Below are 21,531 nucleotides of genomic sequence, written 5' to 3' on the forward strand. Positions count from 1 at the left end.
CAAAAAATGATGAGGCTATTGTCGTCTACCCACTGGATCGTTCAACCGATCATTTGCTTAACCGATCGGTGTTAGCCATAGTGGCGGTTTTTTATCAAACAACAACTTTTAGTACTTGCTGGTCTGGTAGAAGTAAAACGGCATCTTCAAGTGGACTTCTACTTTTAACCAGGCGAAAAACAGTTAACATAGAATTAGCAGTTCTAATGAGTTTCGCTACAGCAAAAACAACTAATGCTATAGGAAGCAAATACATTATCAACATTAAACTATTGAATAATAAAACTTTATTTAAGATATCAGCTGATTGCCGTATCGTGTCATTGATAACCTGATTGTTACATTTCTCAAATAAAGCAATTTCTTTCTTAATTCTCGCCCTGATGTTCGGATTTGCATCCATATAACGCTGTGCTTTGTAACGGTTATGCAAAGTCATCATATGCAATCTATTTATTGCATTGTTCAAAGCATCATGAACAAGAGTAGCTGCCTGATTGTCAGCTGCTGATTTGTTAGAAATCATTACATCTCTAACACGATCTCTTAACTCAAATAGCTGATTTCTATAATGTAACCTAACTGATGGCAATAAGATTCTTTCATATACGAAATGTGCCGCTGCTAGCCCCAACAGCACATAAAATAGCACTGTCAGCATAAACTCTCCTTAAGTACAACTACTCACTAGAACCAAGAGGCTGTGTAGTATTGGCCTGTTGGTGCCTCGTTTTTTCTTTTCCAATACGATTCACTTCCGCACTGAAACGACGACGCATCACAGATGAATGCCACGACCACACACACAACGCTAAGCCAAGTAAGATCCAACCCAGTAGTTCACGATTGGAAAGCCCGTCTAATATTCGATTCATTAACGGACTTAACTCTGACTCAGGCATCCGCCAAAAAGCGATCATTAAAACTATAGCTATTGACGTTGGTACTATCTGCCCTGAAGAGATAGCCTTATTCATCACATCACGCCAAGCCTGCGCCCACGTGAGCTGCGATTGAGGTCTCCCCGGTCCCTTTTTAGCCTTCCCCATTTATCATCCAGCCGCGGTACATGAAAGTGGGCGAAGATTCTACAACTTGTAACTTGTGACAGTAAAGCCTGATACATCTAAACACATTAAATTTTAGTATGTATCCTCACATACTGATCACTTAAATTGATGAAAAAATCAACCTATATTATCCATATTGATGGCTAAAGAAAAAACGTCCACAACATCTAGTGCCATCGGTGTCAATAAAGCACTAAAGGTTCGTTCCCCACCTAGCAATCTCTGGTGTTTTGAGTGGTATTCAATATTTAAGTTCCATTGCTAACTTAGCAATCTATCCAAAACCAAGAAATCCGACCATCGTTATATCTAAGCGCGCAATCGTGGCCCCGCCGCGCCTGCCCGCTTTGCGTAGTGGTTTTCATGCACCTGCATGATCCTGTCTGGAGCGCAGCCGAGCGGGCTTTGTTTTAATCTTAGTGGGTGCTACTAATCATGCAGTTCCATGCACTCAATTGCACTTTAATCGTGTTGTGCCAGCTATGGGGAAACGCTGGACTTTCCTGTTAATTTTTCGTGCCTATAGGGCTGGGGATCTGATGTTGATCGTGTTCTTTCAGAAGCACATCAACCAGGTGAGAAATAGTAGCAAGGGCCATTTGCAGGTCTTTTTTATCGCAGTCAGCCGTTAACGCTATCTCAGCGATAAATTGCACCCGGGCCAGTGCAAGCTGTGCGTGTTCTAAGGTATCCATATCTTCCTCTTTACTGTAATTATATACAGTATTTTACAAAATGTAATTGTCGTCAATAGGTTAAAAGTGAAGTCTTTACTCTCACCACTCCCAGCCGTCGTCCGGCGGCTGATAACGGATCTCTTCACCATCAATCCGTAACGTTGCCCCTCTTAGCAGTGCTTCCCGTTCCTGGCGGCTGGTCTGGATGCCTTTTTGCTGTAGTTCCGTTTGCAATCGGGCCAGTTGCTGGCGTTGTGCCATGCTCAACCGGGCAGACGGCGTGCGCGGGATGTCCGTTGAGGGAGGAATGGGCTGTTGTAATGTGCGATGTCGTGGCGTGTGCGCCCTGGCAAACGCAGCCAGCGATGCGACAAGCTCACTATCGTTCCAGTTAAAAAGCACCGGAAGCGGGTCAGAAAGCCCGTCAGAAGCCCGATTCCCCACCTCAATAATGCGATTTTCCCCCGGCGCCCAATCTGCCCACCCACAGTTATTGACAGGACTCCGAGGCGCGGCAGAGCCGCTTTTTAAGGGCAAAGCCCCAACGTCAATGGCTTTGGGAACAATGCGCCATTCGTCGGCGCGGGTGGTAAATACGTGGGAAAAACCATAACGCGGCGAGAAAATCCCGATCACCTTCTGCACTTCTTCATCGTAGGCGTTGAGATTGGCGGCGACAGTCCGGGCGACCCGTAGCGTTTGCTGGTCGCGGGGGACATTGGCGCCGCCTTGGGCACCGATGTAGGCGGCAAAATCGCCGATGTCAGCGGCGGCACGGACGGCCTCCACCTGCTCATCAAACTGTTCGGCCAACGAGCAATCACGGATGCGCCGGCACTCTCGATAAGCGCCCATTGTCGGAATACCGATAGGGTGGAATTGTGGGATCCTCCAAGTGGCCGCCCAGGCCATTACCGCGGCTGCGGTGTCTTTCAGCGGCTTGCCGGTGTCTTTGTCCAGTTCGCCATCCAGTGCGTAGCCATCAATATTTTTGGCGATGTACTTAGCGATATACCCGGCCGCGCCGCCTTTGTTCAGATGCTTACAGTCAAAGCGGTTTTCCCATGCGCCCGGTTCGCCTCCATCCTCTTTCAAGGCATAACGGCGCATGATGTCGATAATGTGCTGGCGTTGCTCTTTGCGGCAAAACAGCATCATATGCCAGTGCGGTGTGCCATCGTGGTGAGGTTCAACCACGCGCATACCATAAACCTGCAGATCGTTATCCTTAAAGGCGGTACGCATCAGGCTCCACACTCGCACCAGATAGCGCTGGCCGTCTTTCGGGGTGAAGGCTTCTTTGTCCCAGCTTCGGTTGAACTGAACACGGCGGGCCTTACCGATGATGCGAGTAGGGTGATACTTGGAAGGCGTAGTGATTGTCACGAACATGCCGACGTGGCCTTGCTGACCGGCGTAGCGTTCAATACCTGCAATGGTGCTCATCAGCTCCATGCGGCGGATCTCCGGGTTGGATATGCTCGCCATCACTTTGTCTATCAGGTCGAAGCGTTCCCCGGTGGTGGTGTTCTCCACCTCGCAACTTTTCAGAAAATCGAGGTTCGCCAGGCGGCGGGCGCGCACGTCGCGTATTGCCTGAGCGCTGGCATAAGGCGAGATATCTTTGTTGACGTCGCCGATCGCAATTAGGAACGCTTCACGCCAGCGAGCACGCTGGGCTTTCAATTGGCGCTCCCACCATTCCTCATTGCACAGGCGGGATAACGCGGAAAAAGCATCGCGCATGGTCAGCTTGCCTTTGCGATATTTCCGCCAGTACAACGGGCGCACGTTAAAGGTGCGGCTCATTCCGGCGATTTTGCCGTATAGCTCGTGTTGTGCGGTATCAGTAAACAACACCGAGTTATCCGGCCCGTGTTCAGCCAGATAGCCATCGCTGAGCACCTCATAAGCCTGGCTCACCTGACGGGCAACGCGACGAGCAAATTTTTTCAGCGAAGCGTCGCTCATATCCGGCAGGTAACGGAAACTGTCGAACTCATCCAGCGCCCGATGCTGGTTAATGCCGTGGCGTTGGTTGATGGCGTCAATCCGCGGCCACAGCCGGCGCTCAACAGTCAGCACCAGATAGCGGAAAGCCGAGTGCAGCCCCTGATTCTTTTTCAGGAACTCAAACCGAGTGCGAAACTTGGCCGCGAGAAAACGGGGCAGGGTATGAAGGCGTGATAAAACCGCTTGCCCCTGATGGAGTTCATCACGGGTAAGCGCTCTTTCATCGGGGCCAATAGCGGGGCGGGGCGCATTCCAGGGATAAACGCCGATGAATGATTCCGGCGTTTTTACCTTGCTTGGTTGCATGTGAGGTGAGTTGGCTTGTTTTGGCCGAGGTGTGCTCATGCGCGGTGATCCCGCCAATCCATAATCACCATGAGCAAGCGGCAGGCAGCGGCCCCTGCGAGTAAGCCGCTGCCTAATGCGATGACGGGGAAGGCGTAAATCATAACGCTCCCCGGTAGTGCTGCTGTTTCAGTTCACGGATTTCCTGGCAGGTGACGCAGCAGCACACACCCTGCACAGCGATACGACGCGCTTCGGGGATCGGCGCGTTGCAGTCTTCGCAAGTGTGCTGTGATGCCATGCCCGGTGTCATCCGCGCTTTTTGAATTTGCGCAGCCAGCAGTGTTTCCTGCTGTTCTTGAGAAATATCGATATGGTCAGCCATCAATCTGCTCTCCGACCTGATTCTGGAAGCGGTCGGCTTCCTGCCGTAACAGTTCAATGATTTCCGCGCTGCTCATGTTTTCTTTTTGAGCGTGTGCGGCCAACCGGTCTAAACGGCTTGAAAAAAGCGTGGCTGCATGGGCTTTTTCTTCCAGACGGGCCTGGTTGATAGCCTGGGTCAACGTGTGTTGCCGGCTTTCTTCAAGCAGCCGCTGATGGTATGCATCACCAATGGTTAACATGTTGTATTCCTTGTTTTTAGGTAATAGAAAGCCCGACGCGGTTAAGCGCCTTAATTTTTCGGGCTGGGATTAACGGGTATAAATTTCGGGTTTAACGCTGGTTAATATCGCCGGTGCATCGTCAAAGGCGCTGAGTAATTCTTGCAATGCTCGAATCAGTGGCGTTCGCCAATGGCAATTTTCACTTTCGATACGCCAGATAGGCTGATTAAATTCCGTTGCCGTCAGTCCGGCGTGAAAAAATAACGTCCGGCGTTCGCCAATTGATAAGCGCTTTATAAAAGCACTGTCGCCGATTTCATGCTTGCGGTATTTGGCAAAGGCTTTACGCAATTCATCCAGCGCACAAATAACCCGCTCGCAAACCTCCTGTTCCATCTCTTCCAGTTGATAAACCGCCATCGCACGGTTTAGCCCTGTATGAAAGCAGACCGTTACCCGGTAGCGCTCTGAAAAGTGGTTATAGAAATCACAGGATTGATGCCACCGGCTACCGGCAAAGTGCTTGCCAATCAATGTCCGCAGGCTGGCCGGCATGGTTTGCAGGTGCCCAGTGGTAAAAGCGTATTGCTGATTCATGATGCCCTCCTGAGTAAATCCTTAAACGTACCTTTGGGTGGTGTCCAGCGGCGGCCATCGGGCCGAATAATGATGCCCGGCTTACCTTTCCCGTGACGGATATCAGCGGGAGTGCGGCTTTCTGTCTGGTGATGCCAGAGGAAAGGCGCGATCGATATTGGCTTGTACATGTTTCCTCCTATTAGTAACCGCCCGTATTCAGGCGGTTGCGAATAGGTGCCGGGATGTTTCACCACGCCCGGCGCGTGGTTTCCCTGGTGTTGTTATTCAGATATTCAGCGATGCGCCGATCCCGCTGATGGCGTCTACGGTGGAGACCAACGCCGGGTTTGACTGGATACGTGTTTGTAGTGACAGGCCAACCAGCGACAGATACTTGATGCCGGAGTTAATGCTGCTGATAAACGCATGGCGGCGGCTTTGGCTCATGCGTTCGGTAGACACGCTTTCCGCCGCAACGGCACCCATAGCGGCTGTTGCCTGCAATACATAGGTAGTGATGCGTTCAGCGTTGGCCTCATTCATGGGAACCGCAGGCATACATTTCAGTTGTGCCAACAGACCATCTAACAAGGTGGCGTCTTCGGTGGCGTCGGTGATTGCCAGCAGTTCTTCACAAGTGAGCTTGTGCGGCTGCTCTGGGTTCAGTTTGTTGCGCAGCATCTGCGGGCGTATGTTTACGGCGCGTGCAACGTCTGCCAGGTTCTGCTGGTTGGCGAATTTGCGGCACGCATCATCAAAGAGCGGCTGTTTAGCGGTCTGATAGTCAAACATGGTCAAATTTCTCACTCAATCGATAATAAATTCACAAATTTGAATTACAGGGCCGGAAGACGTGAAAGCAAATCGGCTTCTTTCGTCAGTGCGATAAGATTGACCAATATCCGCTCGTTCTTATCCGTTTTCTCTCGGATAGGCAGTTTCCCCTGGTGAACCCAGTCATAGCAGGTGCTCATTGGCACTCCGGTAAGGCGTGAAAACTCCTTTAGCGTGACATAAGGGGTTGCCAGAGTAATTGAAAGTGGCTTGTCCATAAGGCATTCTGTTCTGTTAGCTAATGATAGTTACTGTTAGATATCATTTGTTATATGTCGCCAAGATAAAATCAAAAATGATATCTGTCAATGCGTAAAAGTGGAAAATGTTATCTATGCGATTTGACGGTGGGAAAGAAGTAGTACAGCGAATTTTGAGAGCTTACGGCTTCACAACTCAGAAGCAGTTACATGATCATCTTGATGTGGGAAATGGGACTGTAAGCACTTGGATAAAAAGGAATTACTTTCCCGGCGAAGTGGTCATTAGATGTGCTCTGGAAACCGGAACCTCGTTAGAGTGGCTTGCTATGGGGGTTGGGGACATGCGGCCAACTCTTGCAAAGCCCACAGAAAATAGTATTAATAACGATACTATCTCTTTGAAAAAGATCAGGATTGTCGGCGGCAAATTAACCGATGCTGGAAAGTGGAGCGTTGATAGCACACTTCTTGATGATTCTGTTTCTGAACCTGCCTTCATTGAGAAAGGGAATAATGCCTGGATCGCTGATATGGCCGTAACACAAGTGAGTAATGGCCGCTGGTTATTAGATATTGACGGTGATGTTGATGTGTATGACGTCGCCCGTATCCCCGGCAATCGGCTCCAGATCTCTGGGAATGCCACCAAATTCGAATGCTCAATAGACGATGTAAAAGGCGTTGCACTGGTGGTTATTACGTTTGAGCGGGGTAGTTGATTATCTCGCTAATTATATAAATGGATGTTAATAATTATGAAGGCGAATGCCTTTTTCTTAGTATTATTTTCCTTATCACTCCTTCCTGCTCTTTCGTATGCGGAGAAGTATGCCGCACCTGATGAGCTTCTCGATGAGTTTGAATCGATAGGGTTTAATGAATTTGAAATGGATGAAGTTGCTGTAGATGATGGGGCCTTAGTGATAATGCTCGATAGTGATAAAGTCAATAACAAAAGATTCTATCAGATAATTAAAGCCGTATGTTCAGTGACGAAGAAATATCCTGATATATGGGATGATACTCCTTTTGAAAAAATCGAGGTCATAAACTTATATCAATCATTTAGTGTTGTTTTTTATGGTGGTAATAAAAAATGTTTTGACATGCCATCTGGCGATTCATATCAATTTATTGAATCTCGAAAGAAGATTAGACTTTAATAGGAGATTTTATGAGCTTGAATAAATCTAAGTTAGTCATTTCACTAACACTGAGCATTTCCTTATTTGCTATGCCTGGATTTGCTAAGAACACACCCTGCTCACAATCAAAGGGCGGTGTGTCTCATTGTACTGCTGATGGGCATTTTGTTTGTAATGATGGCTCGATTAGTAAGTCTAAGAAAAAATGTGGGTAATACAAAACATCCTGGTTCCTTTGTTATTAGGCAACTATCTTTTAGAAAGAAGGTAATGCTTGTACTAGTGATATGACCGTAAAGTAAGTAATGAACGATTTTTATTTATAAATATAGTGATATTTGATTTCTACACAAAGCATGATTTTTATTCTATTCGAGGGGTTTATGGATGAATTAATTGAGAAGGTAGTATCTATTATTTTTGATTATAGGAAAGATGACTCTGAGTTTGATTATCATATGAATAATGACCATGTCAAATGCTGGGTTGAGCAATTTAATGATATTGACAGGGAGTTTGTTTTAGAGCAGACAGTAAATCTATTCAGTAAGAATTATTTTAATAAGGAAAAGTATAAGAAATTTCTGGGGTGTGCTTCTGAAAGTGATAAGTTCACAAGAGATTCCTACCGAAATTTTTGGTCTGATGTCTCGCTTCTTTCTATCCAGAAAGATGGTAATAGCCAGAATGAAATGAATGAGATTTTGAGGGGGATTGTTGATATTAAATATGGTGTCACTGTTGCAGTAAACGATATGGAGAAAAACCACTATATATATGTAGATGATTTTTTATTTAGTGGGAATAGAATTGAAAAGGACATAAAAGAATGGCTTGATACAAAAAATAAAAATAATTTTCATTTGGATATACTATTGTTTGGGTATTATTCCTATGGCAAGTATAAATTATATGAAAATCTTAAATCAATATCAGGGTGTAGAAATTTCAACCTAATTATATGGAAGAAGGATAATTTACTTTCTTTTGAGAACTCTCCAGGAAATAAAAATTCATCTGAGAATTTTTGGCCTATGCATACTATAACAGACAGCGAGGAAATAAATGATTATATCCTCTCTGAAGAGAGGTATATAAGAGAAAATAATAAAAAATCCAAAATAATATACAGGGATTTTCATGTTAAATCTAAAACATTTAATTGTGAGTCAGAGGTGAGAGAACGTTATGAGCGTATTTTGTATGAGTCAGGTTGCCGGATTTTATCAAGATGTCATGATAGGCAGCCCACATTTAGACCTTTAGGGTATAGTATCTTTCCTGGGCATGGGTTTGGTGGTACGATATTCACATACCGAAATTGTCCTAATAATGCCCCATTGGCTTTTTGGTGGGGAGGGAAAGATGAGAATACCTGGTATCCATTGCTACCGAGAAAGGTATATAAAAGGAAAAGTGAAATTTTTGATTTTTTTTAATCGGAGTTTAATATGATGATTGATAGGGAATTAGTAAGAACATATTCAAGAAGTAATTCGGCCGTTTTTCATAAAACAAATGAAAAATGGGGGGGGTTCTCTAATATGGCATCTAATTACCCTATTGTTATTAATGGCATTACTTTCAAATCAAGTGAGGCATTATATCAATGTTGTAGGTTTACGGATTATCCCGAAATACAAAAATTGATAATTGAACAACCTAATGCACTGTATGCAAAAAGAATATGCATTCCCCATATAGATAAAACCAGAAAAGACTGGATGGCTATTCGCGTAATTATAATGAAGTGGTGCGTATGCCTAAAACTATCTCAGAATATTGATTCCTTTTCTAAAGAGTTAATAAAAAGCAATGGATTAGATATCGTTGAATATTCTGAAAAAGATAATTTTTGGGGGGCAGTGCCAACATCGAAAGATACTTTGCAAGGTGGGAATGTATTGGGGAGAATATTAATGGAGCTTCGCCGAGTTTTGAACGAAAAGGGTCAGGGTGCCTTTAATTCAATACCTTTTCCCAAAGTTGATAACTTGAGCTTTTTAGGTTCAACTTTTGAAGTTGAAGAAAAAATCATAGGTAATCATCAAATTAACATGGACGGTTTTTAATTAACTGATTAGGTGAGGGTGATGAATATTGGAAAAGTTGCGTTATATTATGAAAGTACAGCGGGAAAAAGTGAAATAAGAACGATAAATAGAGGGGACGAAATACTCTTTTCACTGTCTGATGTGGTGAGGACTATAGCAGCAGAGAATAGAGCGATAAATCCTAGCTCTCAGGCTAGAGCTTTTAACGGATTACTTACCGCACATGCCCAGGCATTAGAATCAGATGAGTTATATAGTGTCATTGATAATAATGTCAACGAATCGTATGTAACTCAAGCAGGTCTTTTTCGGGTGATTCTTAGAGACAGTAGTCCAGCTTGTAGGAAGTTCCAAAAATGGGTGCTTCATGAAGTCTTACCCTCCATACAGAAATATGGGACATATCCTCCCCCTGAGAAAAACAATGACTCAGAGATTAAAAAGTTAGTGAAGTTATTACTTTGTGAAATTGAAACAAGGGAGCAAAGTGAAAGGGAGATAAAAGAAAAATTTGTAGAGCATGATAATAAATTAAAACTTCTTTCTGATGGGTTGGAGAATATTACATCTACAATAGAAGGTGAGAAGTTTTATAGCATATACGAATGGGCGGAAGTGTCTGAATTGGATTTGAGTGAGTCTGAGTTTCAATTGTTTTTCGGATGGTGTTTGAAAATTTGTGCAACAGAAAATATACAAAGCAAAAAATTAGCAGAAAGTAAAAAATTTGATAGAGCATTCAGCAAATATGTTTTGAATAACGCGATCGAGCAAACATTGGTAAAAAGAAAATAAGATATTTATTTATCGTGTCAAAAAACATTGATAACTGTTTTTATATACAGTAAGACTATCCCGTTTTTTACAACGGGATCGTATCAATGGCAATCAGGAAGTTACCCAGCGGCAAGTGGATTAGTGAAACCTACCCAGAAGGTAGAGCAGGAAAGCGGGTTCGCAAGCAGTTCACCACCCGTGGCGAGGCGGCTGCGTTTGAGCGGTCGCTGAAACTGGCGGGATATTCTATCGATACCAGCCAGGCGGAAGTTGCCGGGCAAACGCTTTCTGAACTGGTGCAACGCTGGTTTGATATGCATGGGCGCTCGTTGTCAGACGGTGAGGCGCGGCTGCGTAAATTGCAGATGCTGTGTGAAAACCTGAATGACCCGATCGCTAACCTGTTTACCAAGGCTGATTTTGCTGCTTATCGGCAGCAGCGACTAAGTGGCAAGTTTGGCCGGTTTGATAAGCCGGTGAAAGAATCCACCATCAACCGGGAACATGCATACCTAAGCGCGGTATTCAACGAGTTGAAACGCCTGGGGGAATGGGAAGGCGGGAATCCACTTGAAGACGTTCGCCAGTACAAAGAAAGCGAGAATGAATTGGCGTTCCTGTATCACGACGATATCCGCTTGTTGCTGACAGAGTGCGATGCATCCAATAATCCTGATCTCGGTAACGTTGTGCGCATCTGCCTTGCCACCGGTGCACGGTGGAGCGAGGCACAAGGGATAAAGCAATCTCAAGTTGTGCCGTATCGTGTGACCTACACCAACACGAAGGGCAAGCGTAATCGCACAGTGCCGATCTCGCAGGCATTATTTCAGCGTTTGCCACGGCGGCGCGGCGCACTGTTCAGCCCTTGCTATGATGCATTTCGCCAGGCGCTAAAACGGGCGCGCATTGAGTTACCAGAAGGGCAGTTAACCCACGTTTTACGACACACCTTTGCCAGCCATTTTATGATGAATGGCGGTAATATACTGGTGTTGAAAGAAATCCTGGGGCATACCTCAATCCAGATGACAATGCGCTATGCACATTTCGCCCCTGATCACCTGGATGCCGCCGTGACCCTGAACCCTTATGACCGTTTGGAAACGATGTGAGATGGAAGAAAAGCAGCGTGTTGGCTGGAGCGATGAGGAATTAAAAGCCTCGGTAGCGGCGTATGTGGTAATGAAGCAGAAACAGCAGGCCGGGGAAAAGTTTGCCAAGAAAGCGATTTATGATGATCTGGCCGGGCGTTTTGGCCGCACGGCAAAATCCTTTGAATTCCGGATGCAGAACATTTCATTCGTTTATCAGGAGCTGGGGCGTGATTGGTTGCCTGGTTTAACGCCCGCTACCAATGTTGGCGCCAAGATGTTCCCGCGTATTGAAGCGTTGATAAAAGAGCTGGACCCCATCAGCGAACTGACCGATCAGCAGTTTGAAACCCAGGTTAGCCGGTTATTGAAGCAAGGGGTGAAGGTCAAGCCCCAGGGGAGCGCTGCCCCGGCTCAGAAGGTGCGAGAAACCACTGTTATTAGCCGCGACCCGCTGGTGAAAGCCTATGTGTTGCAACAGTCGAACGGCGTTTGTGAATGCTGTGCTTCCCCGGCACCGTTTCAACTTGCTGACGGGCGGCCTTACCTGGAGGTGCATCACCTTAAGCCCTTGGCGGACGGCGGTTCCGACACGGTAGAAAATGCTGTGGCGTTATGCCCCAATTGCCACCGCGCTTTGCATTATGCCGTGAATAAAGATGTGCTGCGCGAAGGGATGTATCAGGCGCTTTCACGGCTAATTAAGGAATAGCCATCATGTTTAGCTGGTTTAAACCAAAGCAGAATAACCGGGAGGAGGTAGCCGATAGGCTCCGCCACATTGAAACGGTTTTTGCTCCAGAAGGATGGGAGCGACGCGCGGAAATCGCTGTTGGCGGATTGAGTGAAATCGGCTTCTCAAAAGTGACTCATCACCTGTTAGTCGTTTCATCCAATGGTCGCGGGGTTATCGACTGTCAGACAGGGGAGCGTGTAGCCAGAGATTATGAAGAATATGGCTCCTGGTACGACTCGCTGAATATGACTTGCCTTGGCATTGGCCCGCTTGATGGTGAGCTGATCTCCATTGCTGGGTTATGCGGTGGTGGATTGCCAGTATGTAACCGCTATGGTGAGAGCCTGGAAGTCGCTGCACCGGAATGGCCTGATGAAGACGTTTATTTTTGCCCGCCGAATAAGTCAGCGTTTATTAACGGCCATCAAGCTGGGTGCTGCCGTATCTTCCGCGACCAGATTCTCAGCATGGGCTTTTCCTGGAACGGGGAGTTTATTGCGGTCGCAACATCCAGCGATGTTACTGTTTGGCAACGACATCGCACCTGATTCATGGTGCTTAGATATGCAGAGCTCTGAGTGGTGGCCTGATAGCGATACGCCATCGGAAGCGAGTGCCATACTCAGTGGCGACAGAAACACGACTAATGTTAGCTATCGCCAATAATCGGAAAGATGAAACAGTGATATTTCAGTAAGTTATTGATCTGTCTATACCGTTACAGGTTTTTAAAATCCCTCGGCGTTCGCGCTGTGCGGGTTCAAGTCCCGCTCTGGGCACCATGCGTTAATGCCTGTAATATAAGAAAATAATTAAAAAACATGACCGCCACGGGCGGTTTTTTTGTGCCTGCAAGTCCCTTTCCTAATATCCTTTTTATATGCTTATCTTGATTTCTTATTTTAATCATCGGTAACCGGCGCTATCGATATATCTTGGTCGCATCACGCTGTTTGACTGATAGCTATATGTCCGGATATCGCCTGCTTCTTATTGTAACAAGTAAGGCCGCGCTATTATTTTTATATGCATTTACACTTCCGTTTTATATAGCGGGATAGTTTCAATGACAATCAGCAAGTTACACATTGGTGAGTGGATTAGCGAAAGCTACCCAGAAGTCAGAGCAGGAAAGTGGATTTGTAAACCGTTTGCCGTATGGCAAAAGCTTGGAAATTACCGAGCTGGAATGGCCGGATGAAGACGTTTATTAATTTATTATCGGCCATCAAGCTGGATGCTCCCTTACTCCCGAGCAATGCGCCCGCGGCTTGGCTTAAGTCGCGGACTCCATCACTCTTCTTTTGATGGCCTGGCTAATTGGCCGGGCGGTACGTCAACAGTGGAATCAGTGGCACTGCTTTTTGCCTGACAATCGATAACCATGTCCACCTGGTCGGCACACATTGCTAATGCCGCTTCGGTTTCGTCCAACAGGGCGTTGAGTTCACCGTTGGTTTGCGGGTTGGCGGTTGGAAACCGGCAAGGAGTCAGTCTGGGACAGCCATTCACGGTAAGCACGGCCACCGGAGAGGGCGGGGCGCTGACGCAGCCGGATAATGTCAGCAGGCAGATCAGTATCAGCCCAGCGTTTAAGCGTTTCATTTTCATGTTGTAATCTCGCTACTATTTTCTGCCGTTCGGAGAGTGCTGCCTGGGTATCGGCGGCCATGTCGCGTAGACGTGCTTGCTCAACGTTGTTGCGTTCAGCTTGTTCAGTCAGCGTTTTCAGTTGAGTTGATTTTTCATTTAACGCCGTTTGCTGTAGCGACAGGGTTTGCGCTTGCTGCTCTGCCAGTTGATGGGTGGCGTGCAGCCGCCAGGACTGCACACCGACGCCGACGATAAGTAGCATTATGATGGCAGCGATAATCATGCCGCTTTTCATGCCAGCTCTCCGCCTGCTTGTTGATATATATCGAGCAGGCGCGCTGTATTGTGCTCGCGTTGGCCATAACCTGCGCCCGGTAATGAGGCCCAGATGTTATTGCATCGGTTAATGGCGCTGGCAATGCGGCCTTGCCTAATGTCTTCCAGTGCATTTCGTTCTCTGATCAACTGAATAGCCAGTGTGTCTTGAGAATCAGGGCCGAAATCCTGCAGTTTTAACTGTGTTTTGTATGCCGGCCAATAACGATAGAGCTGTTGATAGCGCCCGGCTGCGGTGGAGCGTTGCCCTTGTTTGTTGAAGATTTTCCCTGGGCGACCATTAGCGAACGGATGATCATGATAGTCGATGAAAATCTCCGGTTTACCATCAATGCCCGTCACAATGACGTCGTAACCGCGGTTACGGGTTAAAGGGTGCGTTGCGGTGCCTTCGGAAAAAGCCAGCATGTCCAGAAATGCAATCAGGTTGGGGGAATTATTGAGCATCGTCGTTTTTCTCCGATTTGGCTTGTTTATCCAGTTGCCGCACACGACGTTGGATGAGCAGTTCAATAGTCTGATAACCTGCGATGCCGAGTGCGGCGCCGATACCATTGATAGCGACGGGCGACAGGTCAGGAAATTGAACCAGTGCGATACCGGCCATCATTGAGACAAACCCACCCAGCATCACACGGCCGACGAACAGTCGAAGTGTGATGGGTTCGCTACTCGCCAGTACTTTACCGGCGGCAATCAGTGTGCCGATGATAAATAGGGAGACGATGCTTTTATCAGTTTCATTCATGTGGTGTGTCCAGTCTTTGGTTTTGAAGCGGGGAAATAAAAAGATGGAGATAACAGCGTGTTTTTTTACGTGTCGTCTCGTGGTATATGCCCGTCATTAAACCAGCTGGCGCGTGGTGATGGCAGCGATAGGTGATGGCTCAGTTATCAGCAAACAGAAGATTGCGGGTTGGTGTGATTTCTCATTTTTGAATTCATATTCAAATAATGTAATTTTTATTTAAGAGAGTTGTAAATATCTTGTATTGATGTGCTGATGATTATTTATGTCATTATTTTATTTTTTCATGGTATAAGTTTCTTTTTTTTCATAATACAAATGATACTTCATCCGTATTCATGTCGCCTAAACATAGTATACTGGCCTCACCTCAATATGCAGGATGCAATGTATTTAAAACAGCCTCTGTTCAAGGACAGTCGAAGGAGCGCGACTCTCTTCTAATGTAATTTTACCTCGACAGCTTGGTTGATTAAGTCTGCCAGATTGACTCACGCTCATCATCAATGTTGCTATTGCTGTGAGGTTGGTTGAGTCGCCGCTTGTTTTTCTGGCGACATTTTCCGGCGTGCGCATCTTGGGGCCGATGGATAGATAAATTTTACAATATCATGAGGTAAGAGATGAAATATTTAAATTGTTTTATCAGTACCGGGTTGGCAGCGTTTTTCTTAGTCAATAGTACATCTGTTCTGGCTGCGGATTGCAGTTCGGATCTTACCAGCGGGATCAGTACTAAACGTATTTACTACGTTGCGCCGAATGGCAGCAGCAGTAATAACGGGAATAGTTTTAATTCTCCAATGAGTTTCACTGCGGCTATGGCGGCAGCTAACCCTGGAGAACTGATTCTACTTAAGCCAGGCACATATACTATTCCTTATACGCAGGGTAAAGGGAATACCCTAACCTTTAATAAATCGGGGAAAGAGGGCTCGCCGATTTATGTGGCGGCAGCAAATTGCGGTCGTGCAGTCTTTGATTTTTCATTCCCGGACAGCCAATGGGTTCAGGCATCATACGGTTTCTATGTGACGGGGGATTATTGGTATTTTAAAGGCATTGAAGTCACTCGTGCCGGCTACCAGGGAGCCTATGTAACGGGTAGCCATAATACCTTTGAGAATACGGCGTTTCACCATAACCGTAACACTGGCCTTGAAATCAATAATGGTGGTTCATATAACACGGTAATTAACTCCGATGCTTATCGTAATTATGATCCTAAAAAAAATGGCAGCATGGCTGATGGTTTTGGGCCGAAACAAAAACAAGGCCCAGGTAACCGCTTTGTCGGATGCCGGGCATGGGAAAACTCCGATGACGGTTTTGACTTATTTGACAGCCCGCAGAAAGTCGTCATTGAGAACAGTTGGGCTTTTCGCAATGGTATCAACTATTTTAATGATAGTTCGTTCGCAGGTAACGGCAATGGGTTTAAATTAGGTGGGAATCAAGCAGTTGGTAACCACCAGATTACACGCTCCGTTGCATTTGGCAATGTGAGTAAAGGCTTTGATCAGAATAATAATGCCGGTGGTGTGACGGTAGTAAATAATACGTCATACAAGAATGGTATTAACTATGGCTTCGGCAGTAATGTGAAATCAGGTCAGAAGCACTACTTCCGTAATAACGTTTCTCTGTCCGGCGCGGCGACTGTTAATAATGCAGATGCGAAGTCTAACTCATGGGACACCGGCCCTGCGGCCTCCGCATCTGATTTTGTCAGCCTGGATACCTCACTGGCTACGATATCACGTGATAATGACGGGACATTGCCTGAAACTGCGCTGTTTCGCTTGTCGGCTAATTCAAAGCTGATTAATGCCGGTACGAAGGAGAGCACTATCAGTTATTCAGGTAGTGCACCGGATTTAGGTGCGTTTGAGCGTAATTAAGTCATTGGATATTATGCATCAGGGCTGCAATATGCAGCCCTGTTTTATGTGAGTTCAAACTAATCGACAATCAATTGCAGCTACCGACCAACGTCCATGAGGAGTCGCTGCCAGGGGTAGAGGTCGTGTACCAGTTTGCAGTATAGAGATTGCCTTTGTAGACGATCGATTGACCCGCTTCATTATGATTTGGTTGCCCACCAGCCCAGTCCTTACTGACCCAATTGGGATACACATTGGTATTCGAACAGTTGGTTGTTGCCGGCTCATCCGTCGTCACCGGCTCGTCTGTGGTAGGCGTTGGTGTGGGTTCGGTTGATGGTTCAGTTGTGGTACTGGATGTGCCGTTGATTTTATAAGGCCAATTTTGAATGATCGATTTTACTTTCTTGCCCGACTCGGTAAGGTTTTTGGAATCAGGATAATAAGTAGATGCCCCTTCATTTTTATCATTCAACGCCCAGTTAGCGTTGCTGATATTGTTATCCTTCATAAATGTTACCCAGGCATCCGTTTCTGTTTGATTTACCCCACCATTACCATCGGCATTGACTGCTCCCCACTCGGTAACAAAGAGAGCGATACCATTATTTAGCGCCTGGCGGGCTTTATTGCGTAACGACTCGCCATGTGTTCCGGCATAGAAGTGTAATGTATAGGCAATATTTTTGGCGTTGATTGGATCTCGTGAGGCTTCGTCTACGTTTTGTGACCAACTGGGGGTGCCGACAATAATGAGATTATCCGGATCAATCGCCCTGATAGCGGAAATAACTGCTTCTGCATAAGGTTTGATTGTGTTACTCCATGAAACCTGAAGTGGCTCATTGTAGATTTCATAAATAACATTAGGATTTTTGCCATACTTTCTGGCCATTTCCTGGAAGAAGCTAATCGCTTCGTTACGGTTATTTTCTGCTGAGTGTGAATGCCAGTCAATAATCACATACATGTCGTTGGCGATAGCCGCATCCACAACTTTTTCAACTTTAGCTTTGTTGCCGGCTGGGTCCTGGAGATAACCACCGGCGTCTTGTACCCCCATCGCCGCACGAACAATACTGGAACCCCAGTCTTTTTTTAGTGAGGCAACCGTATCGGCAGTATAGAATTTCTCACCACCCCAGCCATTATTACTCCAGAATAGGCTATTGCCGGCGAAGCTCTGAGCTTTTTCGCCCGCATAGATTTTATTACCGCTGACGGAAAGGGGGTCAACGCTGGCCCAGGCACTACCGGAGAGACAGGTAATACTTAATCCTAAGAAAATACCGGAAAAATACAGGCTTTTACGTGAAGAGTAGTGTTTTTTATTGGAGGTGTTTTTCTTGTCCAGATCAAAAATAGGCATAAATGAATCTCCATTTCATATCGTTATATAAACAGAATGTATATTTAATATCATCCTGTTCTCTGACGCTCTCACTAATATCACAATACATCTATGTTATGAGAGACGTTCTATTTTATAGTGTATTTCTTTCATGATATCCAGATGATTTTCTCATTCTCGGATTTTTCAATGCGTTGTTTTCTTTTATAGGATGTATCTTAATGCGTGAAATCACATTCTTGTTGTAAAAATAATGTAGTCATTTCCAATGGATTACAATAAAAGGAAATTAAATCATGTCACAATGAAAAGATGGATGAGTATAAATTTGATATTCCATCATTTTTATGATTCAGGATGGATGCCGAATGCATTTCCCGTGAGTGTTCTATTTGAAAAGAATCAGCAGATAAAAGGTATGCCGTGTGGCTTTATACCCAAAATAATTCGAATTGCAAGCAGCGGCCGAAGGGCAAGAGTCATTTGCAGGCTGAGTAATTCAGCCAATACACCTGCAACTTGAAGTATGACGGGTATATAATTCATTGTTCATAAGCAAAAAAACAGCAGTGCTCATTTCACACTGCTGCAATGGTTATCGTGAGTTACACACCGAGTTTTTTGTGATACTCGGCACGGGTCTTCTTCAACTCATCTGTGGCGGCTTTGGCTTCCGGCAGTTTTCCAGCGTCAACCAGTGCGATGGCAGCATCAATTTGTTTAAGCAGCTTATCCAGCCCCTCATTAAAGACTTTACTGTTCGGGCTATTAGCGAATTCCGGATCGGCTTTAGCCTTAGTAGCATGGGCTTTCAGGTTCAGCAGATCCGCTTTTAGCGTGGCGGCATCGGTAGCACCTGAGGCGCTCTTGTAGCTTTTTGCCATTGCGCCCATTTCGTCTTTGACTGCAGCCTGACTGGTGAACGGCAGCGTTACAGCTGATGCCGCGATTGCCAGACTGATAGCCATAATTGCTTTTTTCATTGCTCACTCCTGTTAGTTAGCCGGATGGCGGGGTTTATACCCTTATTAGTTTTCGGCAGTATTCACGACCCAATATGGATGGTCAAATGGATTTTATGCCGAGTGGGAATGATAATTATTAAAACAACATGATAAGGGGATTATTTTCAGCTAACTCATTAGATATGATAAATGATCTCTGTTTGTATGAAATTAATGGGAGGACCAAAGACGGTGTTATGAATGCACCGCCTGTACTTTCATTTTTATGGATTCGATTTGGCATTTTTATGGATTCGATTTGGTTTTTGGTTGATAACGCCATAGCCATTTGCCGCTAATCATACGACGATAAAATAGTATGCCTCGAACTATCCAGTCAAAAAACATTCCCATCCAGACACCCAGTACGCCGAAACCCAGCATGATGCCCAAAATATATCCGACGATCACCCGACATCCCCACATACCGGCCAGCGCTACCCACATGGTATAGCTGGCATCTTTGGCTCCCTTCAAGCCGGCAGGCAACACCCAGGATGCGGCCCATATCGGCATGAACAACGCATTTAGCCAGAGCAACTGTTTAACAACAGTAATCACATCCGGTTCATTGGTATACAGTGATGCCAGCAGCCCGGCCGTGGGTATGGAAAGTAGCGCCAAAGCACATAAGCCAATATTGGAAAGCCAGAAAATATATTTTAGTTGCCGTTCCGGCTGTATGCGTTGCCCTTTGCCCAGACGGGAACCCACAATAATCGTCGACGTCGAACCCAAGGCATTACCCGGAAGGTTAATCAGCGCAACAATCGAAAAAGCGATGAAATTACCGGCGATCACCTCGGTTCCCATTCCGGCGACAAAGCGCTGAGTGATTAGTTTTCCAACATTAAACATAACCGATTCGATGCTGGCCGGGATGCCGATACTGAGCACCTCATAGAGAATTGCCGTAGTAAAAGGGGCGAAATAACTCAGGAATGGGATACGTAATGCGCCATTGAAGCCTTTTGTCAGGGCGAGCACGACGCAAAGTGCCCCCAGATAGCGGGAAAGGGTGATCCCCAGGCCTGCGCCAATAAAGCCGAATCCGGGCCATGAACCAACGCCGTAAATCAAGACGCCGCTGAACAGAATATTCAGGATATTCATGCCGATATTGATAATCATCGGCAAGCGAGTATTACCGGCGCCGCGTAATGCGCCGCACCCTACCAGCGTGATAGCCAAAGCGGGATAGCCCCACACGGTCAAACGCAGGAAGGTCAGCGCCAGTGACTTCACGGCTGGCTCTGCGCTACCGGCAATCAGATCAATGATAGCCTGACCTGCGATTTCAACTAGAACGACTAATAACAAGGAAATTAGGACTAATAATGAGATGGATTGGCGCGCGGCCTGGCGGGCTTGCTTACGATTGCGTTGACCCAGACTGAAAGCTACTACGACAGCGGTTCCTAATGCAACGGCGGTAAAAAACGCGATGATCAGCATATTGAAGCTATCCGCCAGCCCAACAGCCGCCATGGCTTCTTTACCTAACCAACTGACCAGAAAGGTGCTGAATATCCCCATCAGCACCACACACAATCCCTCAATAAAAATAGGAACCGCCAACGGTGTGATTTCCCGCCACAGCAAGACCCGATTGGAATGTCGTTTTCTGTACCAGGCAGAGCTTTTTAGTGTGCTTAACAGCTGTTTGGCTGTATTTAGAATCATATTACTTGTCTTCTTATTACTGGCAGGCTGTTGGGCGATATCCCGAGCCTCTTTCATCCGGAGCGCATGGCAGGATGATGGGTTAAAAAAGGTGTAATAGTCAGGACAGGTGTGCCGTGGATAACGTGGGGTTGCGTTACATCACACAGATTGCGGCCGGATTACATGTCCATATAACTATTCACGTCTGTGATTATAAAAGTATGGCGGCTAGATGGGATTGGCTGATATCAGAAAAAAGGCAATTTAGATGAAACGGTGTTTTAAGTGCGCGTGGCGATATATTCATCTATCCACGGCAGTAATTCAGCGGTGATGTGCCAGGGCTGTCTGCAGATAAAAATAAGGATAATGTTGTCACCAGAGTGGGCTGCCATGCGCATAGCTTATTGCTTTACCTGGATACATTTTGGGTCTGGGGAGTACTCGAAATCCTCACGTACCTCGCTGAGAGGTTATGATGATGGAGAGCCAGGGCTTCGGCCGTACTATGCTCCTGATTATTAAGGTGCTGATTATCGTGATCCGCAGGGGAATTAATTGTGTTTTGTCTATACTCCGGAGTTTGATAAATACCATCGGTGGGTTGGATTAAATTTCTTTGACGGTAGTGCTGATACGAAAAGGTGATCGAGTGAACGTGAATGACGTGGTAACGGTAAAAACGGATGGCGAAGTACGCAGAGAAGGCGTCATTCTGGCGGTAGAGCCTTTTCAGGAGGGAACGATGTATCTCATTGCTTTGGATAACTATCCTGAAGGGATCTGGTTCTTTAATGAGCTTAACAGCCGTGAGGGCGTTTTTGTCGAGCCGCGTCGGATTGCTGATAAATAAAAGACGCCGATACGGTTGCCCGT

At 46.1% G+C, this 21,531-nt stretch carries 25 protein-coding genes and 1 pseudogene; 11 read left to right on the forward strand and 15 right to left on the reverse strand.

The window, feature by feature from the left end:
- Positions 1-94: 94 nt before the first annotated feature.
- From FDP13_RS05880 to FDP13_RS05920, 8 genes are all read right to left on the reverse strand, one after another.
- The gene (locus tag FDP13_RS05880; protein WP_143839004.1) at positions 95-661 is read right to left on the reverse strand and encodes a hypothetical protein; all 567 of its coding nucleotides are present in this window, start codon (positions 659-661) and stop codon (positions 95-97) included.
- A gap of 915 nt (positions 662-1,576) precedes the next feature.
- A complete protein-coding gene (locus FDP13_RS05890) occupies positions 1,577-1,765 on the reverse strand; it encodes a hypothetical protein (protein WP_143839006.1) in 189 nt (62 codons plus the stop codon).
- 81 nt (positions 1,766-1,846) lie between these two features.
- Positions 1,847-4,105 carry a replication endonuclease gene (locus tag FDP13_RS05895; RefSeq protein WP_143839007.1) on the reverse strand — a complete coding sequence of 753 codons (2,259 nt, stop codon included), beginning with the start codon at positions 4,103-4,105 and terminating at the stop codon, positions 1,847-1,849.
- 100 nt (positions 4,106-4,205) lie between these two features.
- Positions 4,206-4,430, reverse strand: coding sequence for a TraR/DksA C4-type zinc finger protein (locus FDP13_RS05900; RefSeq protein WP_143839008.1), 225 nt, complete (start codon positions 4,428-4,430; stop codon positions 4,206-4,208).
- Positions 4,423-4,671, reverse strand: a complete 249-nt coding sequence (locus FDP13_RS05905) for a DUF2732 family protein (protein WP_143839009.1) — start codon at positions 4,669-4,671, stop codon at positions 4,423-4,425. The genes FDP13_RS05900 and FDP13_RS05905 overlap by 8 nt, the downstream gene beginning before the upstream one ends.
- 69 nt (positions 4,672-4,740) lie before the next feature.
- A complete protein-coding gene (locus tag FDP13_RS05910; RefSeq protein WP_143839010.1) occupies positions 4,741-5,250 on the reverse strand; it encodes a replication protein B in 510 nt (169 codons plus the stop codon).
- 267 nt (positions 5,251-5,517) lie between these two features.
- The gene (locus FDP13_RS05915; protein WP_143839011.1) at positions 5,518-6,024 is read right to left on the reverse strand and encodes a phage regulatory CII family protein; all 507 of its coding nucleotides are present in this window, start codon (positions 6,022-6,024) and stop codon (positions 5,518-5,520) included.
- Between the two features lie 44 nt (positions 6,025-6,068).
- The gene (locus tag FDP13_RS05920) at positions 6,069-6,284 is read right to left on the reverse strand and encodes a DNA-binding protein (RefSeq protein ID WP_143839012.1); all 216 of its coding nucleotides are present in this window, start codon (positions 6,282-6,284) and stop codon (positions 6,069-6,071) included.
- Between the two features lie 116 nt (positions 6,285-6,400).
- Here FDP13_RS05920 and FDP13_RS05925 point away from each other — a divergent pair, with 116 nt between their 5' ends.
- From FDP13_RS05925 to FDP13_RS05965, 9 genes and pseudogenes are all read left to right on the forward strand, one after another.
- Positions 6,401-6,988 carry a phage repressor protein CI gene (locus tag FDP13_RS05925; protein ID WP_234424387.1) on the forward strand — a complete coding sequence of 196 codons (588 nt, stop codon included), beginning with the start codon at positions 6,401-6,403 and terminating at the stop codon, positions 6,986-6,988.
- Positions 6,989-7,024: 36 nt separating this feature from the next.
- Positions 7,025-7,432, forward strand: coding sequence for a hypothetical protein (locus tag FDP13_RS05930; protein ID WP_143839014.1), 408 nt, complete (start codon positions 7,025-7,027; stop codon positions 7,430-7,432).
- 92 nt (positions 7,433-7,524) lie between these two features.
- Positions 7,525-7,629, forward strand: a pseudogene (locus FDP13_RS05935) (hypothetical protein); the annotation flags it as partial.
- A 168-nt stretch (positions 7,630-7,797) separates the two neighbouring features.
- The gene (locus tag FDP13_RS05940; protein WP_143839016.1) at positions 7,798-8,853 is read left to right on the forward strand and encodes a hypothetical protein; all 1,056 of its coding nucleotides are present in this window, start codon (positions 7,798-7,800) and stop codon (positions 8,851-8,853) included.
- A gap of 12 nt (positions 8,854-8,865) precedes the next feature.
- Entirely contained in the window at positions 8,866-9,486 is a 621-nt protein-coding gene (locus tag FDP13_RS05945; protein ID WP_143839017.1) for an NADAR family protein, read from the forward strand.
- Between the two features lie 21 nt (positions 9,487-9,507).
- Positions 9,508-10,263, forward strand: a complete 756-nt coding sequence (locus FDP13_RS05950; protein ID WP_143839018.1) for a BRO family protein — start codon at positions 9,508-9,510, stop codon at positions 10,261-10,263.
- Positions 10,264-10,349: 86 nt separating this feature from the next.
- On the forward strand, positions 10,350-11,360 hold the full coding sequence (locus tag FDP13_RS05955) for a tyrosine-type recombinase/integrase (protein WP_143839019.1): 1,011 nt from the start codon (positions 10,350-10,352) through the stop codon (positions 11,358-11,360).
- 1 nt (position 11,361) lies between these two features.
- On the forward strand, positions 11,362-12,051 hold the full coding sequence (locus FDP13_RS05960) for an HNH endonuclease (protein WP_143839020.1): 690 nt from the start codon (positions 11,362-11,364) through the stop codon (positions 12,049-12,051).
- 5 nt (positions 12,052-12,056) lie between these two features.
- The gene (locus tag FDP13_RS05965) at positions 12,057-12,623 is read left to right on the forward strand and encodes a hypothetical protein (RefSeq protein ID WP_143839021.1); all 567 of its coding nucleotides are present in this window, start codon (positions 12,057-12,059) and stop codon (positions 12,621-12,623) included.
- A 745-nt stretch (positions 12,624-13,368) separates the two neighbouring features.
- Here FDP13_RS05965 and lysC read toward each other — a convergent pair.
- The 4 genes from lysC to FDP13_RS05980 are packed head-to-tail and all read right to left on the reverse strand — an operon-like array spanning position 13,369 to position 14,752.
- Complete coding sequence (gene lysC / locus FDP13_RS21770) at positions 13,369-13,641, reverse strand: Rz1-like lysis system protein LysC (protein ID WP_231578094.1); 273 nt, start codon at positions 13,639-13,641, stop codon at positions 13,369-13,371.
- Positions 13,523-13,963: an Rz-like lysis system protein LysB gene (gene lysB / locus FDP13_RS05970; protein ID WP_143839022.1), complete on the reverse strand. Its 441-nt coding sequence runs from the start codon at positions 13,961-13,963 to the stop codon at positions 13,523-13,525. The genes lysC and lysB overlap by 119 nt, the downstream gene beginning before the upstream one ends.
- Positions 13,960-14,451 (reverse strand): glycoside hydrolase family protein, encoded by a 492-nt coding sequence (locus tag FDP13_RS05975; RefSeq protein WP_143839023.1) that lies wholly within the window; start codon positions 14,449-14,451, stop codon positions 13,960-13,962. Before FDP13_RS05975 ends, lysB begins: the two co-directional genes overlap by 4 nt.
- Complete coding sequence (locus FDP13_RS05980; RefSeq protein ID WP_143839024.1) at positions 14,441-14,752, reverse strand: phage holin family protein; 312 nt, start codon at positions 14,750-14,752, stop codon at positions 14,441-14,443. The genes FDP13_RS05975 and FDP13_RS05980 overlap by 11 nt, the downstream gene beginning before the upstream one ends.
- Before the next feature lie 623 nt (positions 14,753-15,375).
- Between FDP13_RS05980 and pelL the strand changes: the two genes are divergently transcribed.
- Positions 15,376-16,653, forward strand: a complete 1,278-nt coding sequence (pelL, locus tag FDP13_RS05985) for a pectate lyase PelL (RefSeq protein WP_143839025.1) — start codon at positions 15,376-15,378, stop codon at positions 16,651-16,653.
- A gap of 70 nt (positions 16,654-16,723) precedes the next feature.
- Here the strand turns inward: pelL and FDP13_RS05990 are convergent, their stop codons facing one another.
- The 3 genes from FDP13_RS05990 to FDP13_RS06000 form a co-directional block, all read right to left on the reverse strand.
- On the reverse strand, positions 16,724-18,004 hold the full coding sequence (locus FDP13_RS05990; RefSeq protein WP_143839026.1) for a cellulase family glycosylhydrolase: 1,281 nt from the start codon (positions 18,002-18,004) through the stop codon (positions 16,724-16,726).
- A 587-nt stretch (positions 18,005-18,591) separates the two neighbouring features.
- Positions 18,592-18,969 (reverse strand): cytochrome b562, encoded by a 378-nt coding sequence (locus FDP13_RS05995; protein WP_012769257.1) that lies wholly within the window; start codon positions 18,967-18,969, stop codon positions 18,592-18,594.
- 267 nt (positions 18,970-19,236) lie between these two features.
- Positions 19,237-20,673 carry an EmmdR/YeeO family multidrug/toxin efflux MATE transporter gene (locus FDP13_RS06000; protein WP_033576329.1) on the reverse strand — a complete coding sequence of 479 codons (1,437 nt, stop codon included), beginning with the start codon at positions 20,671-20,673 and terminating at the stop codon, positions 19,237-19,239.
- A gap of 634 nt (positions 20,674-21,307) precedes the next feature.
- On the opposite strand from FDP13_RS06000, the gene dsrB reads away from it, so the two are divergent.
- Positions 21,308-21,508, forward strand: a complete 201-nt coding sequence (gene dsrB / locus FDP13_RS06010; RefSeq protein ID WP_012769260.1) for a protein DsrB — start codon at positions 21,308-21,310, stop codon at positions 21,506-21,508.
- Positions 21,509-21,531 lie beyond the last annotated feature (23 nt).

This window comes from Dickeya sp. ws52 (assembly GCF_007210685.1).
In the GTDB taxonomy this organism is placed as follows: domain Bacteria; phylum Pseudomonadota; class Gammaproteobacteria; order Enterobacterales; family Enterobacteriaceae; genus Dickeya; species Dickeya chrysanthemi.

Excerpts from the sequence above, each read along its gene's own strand:
- FDP13_RS05940 (WP_143839016.1), top strand. The coding sequence starts at position 7,798 with ATGGATGAATTAATTGAGAAGGTAGTATCTATTATTTTTGATTATAGG.
- FDP13_RS05990 (WP_143839026.1), bottom strand. The coding sequence starts at position 18,004 with ATGCCTATTTTTGATCTGGACAAGAAAAACACCTCCAATAAAAAACAC.
- lysB (WP_143839022.1), bottom strand. The coding sequence starts at position 13,963 with ATGAAAAGCGGCATGATTATCGCTGCCATCATAATGCTACTTATCGTC.
- pelL (WP_143839025.1), top strand. The coding sequence starts at position 15,376 with ATGAAATATTTAAATTGTTTTATCAGTACCGGGTTGGCAGCGTTTTTC.
- FDP13_RS05960 (WP_143839020.1), top strand. The coding sequence starts at position 11,362 with ATGGAAGAAAAGCAGCGTGTTGGCTGGAGCGATGAGGAATTAAAAGCC.
- FDP13_RS05955 (WP_143839019.1), top strand. The coding sequence starts at position 10,350 with ATGGCAATCAGGAAGTTACCCAGCGGCAAGTGGATTAGTGAAACCTAC.
- FDP13_RS05920 (WP_143839012.1), bottom strand. The coding sequence starts at position 6,284 with ATGGACAAGCCACTTTCAATTACTCTGGCAACCCCTTATGTCACGCTA.
- FDP13_RS05895 (WP_143839007.1), bottom strand. The coding sequence starts at position 4,105 with ATGAGCACACCTCGGCCAAAACAAGCCAACTCACCTCACATGCAACCA.
- FDP13_RS05880 (WP_143839004.1), bottom strand. The coding sequence starts at position 661 with ATGCTGACAGTGCTATTTTATGTGCTGTTGGGGCTAGCAGCGGCACAT.
- FDP13_RS05995 (WP_012769257.1), bottom strand. The coding sequence starts at position 18,969 with ATGAAAAAAGCAATTATGGCTATCAGTCTGGCAATCGCGGCATCAGCT.
- FDP13_RS05905 (WP_143839009.1), bottom strand. The coding sequence starts at position 4,671 with ATGTTAACCATTGGTGATGCATACCATCAGCGGCTGCTTGAAGAAAGC.
- FDP13_RS05890 (WP_143839006.1), bottom strand. The coding sequence starts at position 1,765 with ATGGATACCTTAGAACACGCACAGCTTGCACTGGCCCGGGTGCAATTT.
- FDP13_RS05930 (WP_143839014.1), top strand. The coding sequence starts at position 7,025 with ATGAAGGCGAATGCCTTTTTCTTAGTATTATTTTCCTTATCACTCCTT.
- FDP13_RS05980 (WP_143839024.1), bottom strand. The coding sequence starts at position 14,752 with ATGAATGAAACTGATAAAAGCATCGTCTCCCTATTTATCATCGGCACA.
- FDP13_RS05975 (WP_143839023.1), bottom strand. The coding sequence starts at position 14,451 with ATGCTCAATAATTCCCCCAACCTGATTGCATTTCTGGACATGCTGGCT.
- FDP13_RS05925 (WP_234424387.1), top strand. The coding sequence starts at position 6,401 with ATGCGATTTGACGGTGGGAAAGAAGTAGTACAGCGAATTTTGAGAGCT.
- FDP13_RS05945 (WP_143839017.1), top strand. The coding sequence starts at position 8,866 with ATGATGATTGATAGGGAATTAGTAAGAACATATTCAAGAAGTAATTCG.
- FDP13_RS05900 (WP_143839008.1), bottom strand. The coding sequence starts at position 4,430 with ATGGCTGACCATATCGATATTTCTCAAGAACAGCAGGAAACACTGCTG.
- FDP13_RS06000 (WP_033576329.1), bottom strand. The coding sequence starts at position 20,673 with ATGATTCTAAATACAGCCAAACAGCTGTTAAGCACACTAAAAAGCTCT.
- FDP13_RS05910 (WP_143839010.1), bottom strand. The coding sequence starts at position 5,250 with ATGAATCAGCAATACGCTTTTACCACTGGGCACCTGCAAACCATGCCG.
- FDP13_RS05965 (WP_143839021.1), top strand. The coding sequence starts at position 12,057 with ATGTTTAGCTGGTTTAAACCAAAGCAGAATAACCGGGAGGAGGTAGCC.
- FDP13_RS05915 (WP_143839011.1), bottom strand. The coding sequence starts at position 6,024 with ATGTTTGACTATCAGACCGCTAAACAGCCGCTCTTTGATGATGCGTGC.
- FDP13_RS05950 (WP_143839018.1), top strand. The coding sequence starts at position 9,508 with ATGAATATTGGAAAAGTTGCGTTATATTATGAAAGTACAGCGGGAAAA.